Raw genomic sequence first — 4,541 nt, forward strand, 5'->3', positions numbered from 1 at the left:
CCACCAGCCTCCAAGGAGGACCGGATGAACAACGTGCTCAGGAACTACACCTAGCCGCGGCGCTCGCGCTGGGGGCCGACGGTCTGCTCGGGGTCCTCCGCGGAGACCGTCCCCGCCTCGACGATCGACCAGCGGGTGAGCGCCGCGCCCGCGCAGATCGCGAGGCCGCCCGCGATCGCGGCGGCGCGCGAGCGGCGACCCGCGACGCCGAGCGCGGCGGCTCCCGCGGCGGTGAGGGCTTGCGCGCCGCGGTGGAGGCGCCTCACCGTCGTCTCCTCGTAGGAGGCGCGCACGCGCGGGTCGAGACGCCTCTCGGCGATCTGCGCGAGGGCGATCTCGCCGACCGAGCCGCCGACCGCGAGAGCGAGCGGTGCGCGTGAGGGGCCGTGGCCGGCGACGCCGCCGAGCGCCATGAGCGCTCCGCCCGCCGAGGCCGCCGAGGAGGCGGCGAACTGGAAGGGGAGGATCCGCCGGGCGTCGTGCCACGCGGGCACCGCGGTGTTCGCGATGAGGACCGCGGTGTACGTCGAGAGCAGCGGACCCAGGACCGCCGAGGCGGCTTGGGCCGGAGCGCCGAGACGCCGGCCCGGGATGCCGAGCGTTTGCCACCCGGCCGCCGCGGCGGTCGCCGGGCCGAAGGCCGTGAGGATCCACGTGCCCATGCTCATCGGCGACGTCGGCTTGAAGACCCGCAGCATGTTGAGGAAGCGCGCGGGGCGCCCGAGGTCGCTGATGAGGAGCGCGGGCGACACGGCCGCGCCTGCGAGCGAGAGGACGGCGGCGCGCCTCGCGAGCGTCTCGTCGCCCGCGAGCCGGGCGCCCGCGGCGATCGGCGCGCACGCGCCGGCGAGGCCGCCGACGAAGAAGTACGTCGGGATCTCCCACGTCCACACCGGCGCTGCGATGACCGGCCTGCCGTAGTAGCTGTCGGGCGAGGCGGGCGGCACGACGGGGTCGCCGTCGCGGTTGCGCCGGCCCTTCGTGACGTCGGTCGCGTCGCGGCGCGGCGAGGCCGCGCCCTGCGGTCCGGTCGCGCTCATCGCCGCCCCCAGGCCAGGGCGCCGACGACGCCCGCGGCGAGCGCGAGCGCGGCGCCCGCGGCCGCCGACCACGCCTCGCCGAGGTCACGGGTCGTGGCGACCGGGTCCGGCGGTAGGCCGTAGACCTCGGGCTCGTCGAGGAGGAGGAAGAACGCGCCGGCGCCGCCGATCCCGTCGTCGCCGCTCTCGAGGTAGAGACGGGCGCCGGTCTCGCCGCGGGCGTGCAGCACCTCGACGCGGTCGGCGGCCCGCTCCCGCAGCTCGTCGAGCGGACCGAACTGGATCGAGTTCGTCGGGCACGCCTTCGCGCAGGCGGGCTCCTGGCCGTCCCCGAGGCGGTCGTAGCAGAGGGTGCACTTCCACACGCGCCCGTCGCGCTCGCGCTTGTCGAGCACGCCGAACGGGCACGCCGGCACGCAGTAGCCGCAGCCGTTGCAGATGTCCTCCTGCACGACGACGGTGCCGAACTCCGTGCGGAAGAGCGAGCCGGTCGGGCACACGTCGAGGCAGGCGGCGTGCGTGCAGTGCTTGCAGACGTCGGAGGACATGAGCCAGCGCAGGGCGGGCGGCGTCCCCTCGTCGTCGCCGTCCGGCACGGCCACCTCCACCTGCTGCTCGACGAACGCGACGTGCCGCCACGTGTCGGCGCCGAGCCCGCCGGTGTTGTCCATCGAGAGGCCGAGGAAGTCGAGGCCGTCCTCCGGGACGTCGTTCCACTCCTTGCATGCGACCTCGCACGCCTTGCAGCCGATGCAGATCGAGGTGTCGGTGAAGAAGCCGACGCGGGTCTCGGCCTCGCCGTCGTACCCGCCCGGCCAGGTCCTCGTCTCGAGCCGGTACGAGCTCATGGGGCCCCTCCGTCGTCGATGCCCGCCCGCCGGCGGTACTCGTCGACGAGCGCGAGCAGGTCGCGACCCTCGGGCCGCCGGCCGGGCCGGATGTCGCACGTCGCCGCCTTGAACTCGGAGATGTGGATGTTCGCGTCGAGGACGAGCGGGAGGAGGTCGTTGACCGCGTCGCCCGTCGCGAGCCCCTCGCCGCCCCAGTGGTAGGGCAGCCCGACGGTGTGCACCTCCTCGCCCGCGACGCGCTGCGGGCGCATCCGCTCGGTGACGAGGACCCGCGCCTCGATCGCGGTGCGCGTGGTGACGACCGTCGCCCATCCGCCGTGCTCGAGGCCGCGGCGGGCCGCGAGCTCGGGGGAGACCTCGGCGAACAGCGACGGGGCGAGCTCGGAGAGGTAGGGGAGGAAGCGCGACATCCCGCCCGCCGTGTGGTGCTCGGCGATCCGGTAGGTCATGAGCGCGAACGGGAAGACGTCGCTGCCGGGCTCGCCCGCCGTCGGGTTGTAGGGGTTGTCGGGCCGGTCGAAGGTCTGCCGCGTCGGGCTCGCCTGGACGCCCGGATGCAGCGGGTTGCGGACCGGCGACTCGTGCGGCTCGTAGTGGACCGGCAGCGGCCCGTCGACGAGGCCGCTCGGCGCGTAGAGCCAGCCCTTGCCGTCTGCCTGCATGATGAACGGCTCGTCTCCGCGCAGCGCCCACTCCGCCTTCGCGCCCTCCTCGGGGACGTAGCCGGGGCTCTTCGACGTCTTGAAGTCGGGGACGTCGTCGCCGGTCCAGGTCTCGTTCTCGGCGTCCCACCACACCAGCTTCTTGCGCTCGCTCCACGGCTCGCCGTCGGGGTCGGCGGACGCGCGGTTGTAGAGGATGCGGCGGTTCATCGGCCACGCCCAGCCCCAGTCGAGCGCGAACCGGTCCTGCTCCTGGCCCGGCCGGCGGCGGGCCGTCTGGTTCTCCTCGCCGCCGTAGCAGCCGGAGTAGATCCAGCAGCCGCACGCCGTCGAGCCGTCGCCCGCGAGGTCGGTGTAGCCGGAGACCGCGGCGCCGTCGTCCACCGTGTAGCCGGAGATCTCCTTGAGGATCGCCGCGGCGTCGGGCTCGTCGTGCGGTCCCTGGGTCGGGTAGTCCCAGGTGAGGTCGAGGATCGCGCGGTCCCGGGGATCGGTCGAGCCGGCGAGCTTCTCCCGGATCCGGCGGATGAGGTGGTACATGAAGTGCAGCTCCGACCGGCAGTCCTCCGGCGGCTCGACCGCCTTGTGGTGCCACTGCAGGAGCCGCTGGGTGTTCGTGAAGGAGCCGTCCTTCTCGACGTGGTTGGCGCCGGGGAGGAAGAAGACCTCGGTGCCGATGTCCTCCGTGCGCAGCTCGCCGGTCCGGATCTCCGGGCCGTCCTTCCAGAACGTCGCCGACTCGATGAGCTGGAGGTCGCGGACGACGAGCCAGTCGAGGTTCGCCATCCCGAGCCGGTGGAGCTTCGCGTTCGCGGAGCCGACCGCGGGGTTCTCGCCCATGACGAAGAAGCCCTCGACGGTGCCGTCGCGCATGCCGGTCACCATCGGGTAGATCGAGTGGTCGCCGGTGATGCGCGGCAGGTGGCCGTAGCACCACTCGTTCTCCTCGGTCGCCGCCTCACCCCACCACGCCTTCAGCAGGCTCACGAGGTACTCGCGCGTGTGGCCCCAGTAGCCGCCCGGAGGCGTGATCGTCTCGAGGTAGTCCTCGAGGGTCTCGTCCTGGCCGCCGTGGGGCATCGGCAGGTAGCCGGGGAGGATGTTGTAGAGCGTCGGGATGTCGGTCGAGCCCTGGATCGACGCATGGCCGCGGAGCGCGAGGATGCCGCCGCCGGGCCGGCCGATGTTCCCGAGGAGGAGCTGGAGGATCGACGCCGCCCGGATGTACTGGACGCCGACGGTGTGGTGCGTCCAGCCGACGGAGTAGACGAACGCCGAGGTGCGCTCGCGGCCCGAGTTGCGCACGAGCGCGTCGGCGACCCGGAGGAACTGGTCCCGTGGGATGCCGCAGGTCTCCTCGACGAACTCGGGGGTGTAGCGGGCGAAGTGCCGCTTGAGGACCTGGAAGACGCAGCGCGGGTGCTCGAGGGTCCGGTCGACGTGCGGCGGCGAGCCGTGCTCGAGCTGGGCGCCGTGCGCGCCGTGGGACTCCTCGCCGGCGCTGGCGCCGCCGGACTTCGCGGCCTGCTCGCGCTTGCCCGCGGCGGACGGCGGCTCCATGCCCTCGTAGCCCCAGGCGCCCGGGTCGTAGGAGCCCGTCTCGGGGTCCCAGCCGACGAAGATGCCGTCGAGGTCCTCGCTGTCGGCGTAGTCCCCGTTGAGCACCGTCGCGGCGTTGGTGTACGCCTCGACGTACTCGCGGAACTCGTGGCCGCCCTCGAGGACGTGGTGGATGAGGCCGCCGAGGAACGCGATGTCGGTCCCGACGCGGATCGGGACGTGCTCGTCGGCGATCGCGCTCGTGCGCGTGAAGCGCGGGTCGACGTGGATGATCGTCGCGCCGCGCTCGCGGGCCTCCATCACCCACTGGAACCCGACGGGATGGCACTCGGCCATGTTCGAGCCCTCGATGACGATGCAGTCGGCGTTCGCGAGGTCCTGCTGGAACGTGGTGGCGCCGCCGCGCCCGAACGAGGTCCCCAGACCGG

The 4,541-nt window shown here is 73.3% G+C and carries 3 protein-coding genes; all 3 read right to left on the bottom strand.

The features are described from left to right. Nucleotides 1–50 precede the first annotated feature (50 nt). Entirely contained in the window at nt 51–1,040 is a 990-nt protein-coding gene (nrfD, locus tag ACME2J_RS21945; protein WP_495547081.1) for an NrfD/PsrC family molybdoenzyme membrane anchor subunit, read from the bottom strand. Further along, nucleotides 1,037–1,888 carry a 4Fe-4S dicluster domain-containing protein gene (locus tag ACME2J_RS21950; protein ID WP_495547082.1) on the bottom strand — a complete coding sequence of 284 codons (852 nt, stop codon included), beginning with the start codon at nt 1,886–1,888 and terminating at the stop codon, nt 1,037–1,039. The genes nrfD and ACME2J_RS21950 overlap by 4 nt, the downstream gene beginning before the upstream one ends. Then, nucleotides 1,885–4,541 (bottom strand): formate dehydrogenase (gene fdh / locus ACME2J_RS21955; protein ID WP_495547083.1); only part of this gene is annotated, 2,657 nt, incomplete at its 5' end. The genes ACME2J_RS21950 and fdh, both read right to left, overlap by 4 nt.

The organism is Paraconexibacter sp. (genome assembly GCF_059438195.1).

Excerpts from the sequence above, each read along its gene's own strand:
- nrfD (WP_495547081.1), bottom strand. The coding sequence starts at position 1,040 with ATGAGCGCGACCGGACCGCAGGGCGCGGCCTCGCCGCGCCGCGACGCG.
- ACME2J_RS21950 (WP_495547082.1), bottom strand. The coding sequence starts at position 1,888 with ATGAGCTCGTACCGGCTCGAGACGAGGACCTGGCCGGGCGGGTACGAC.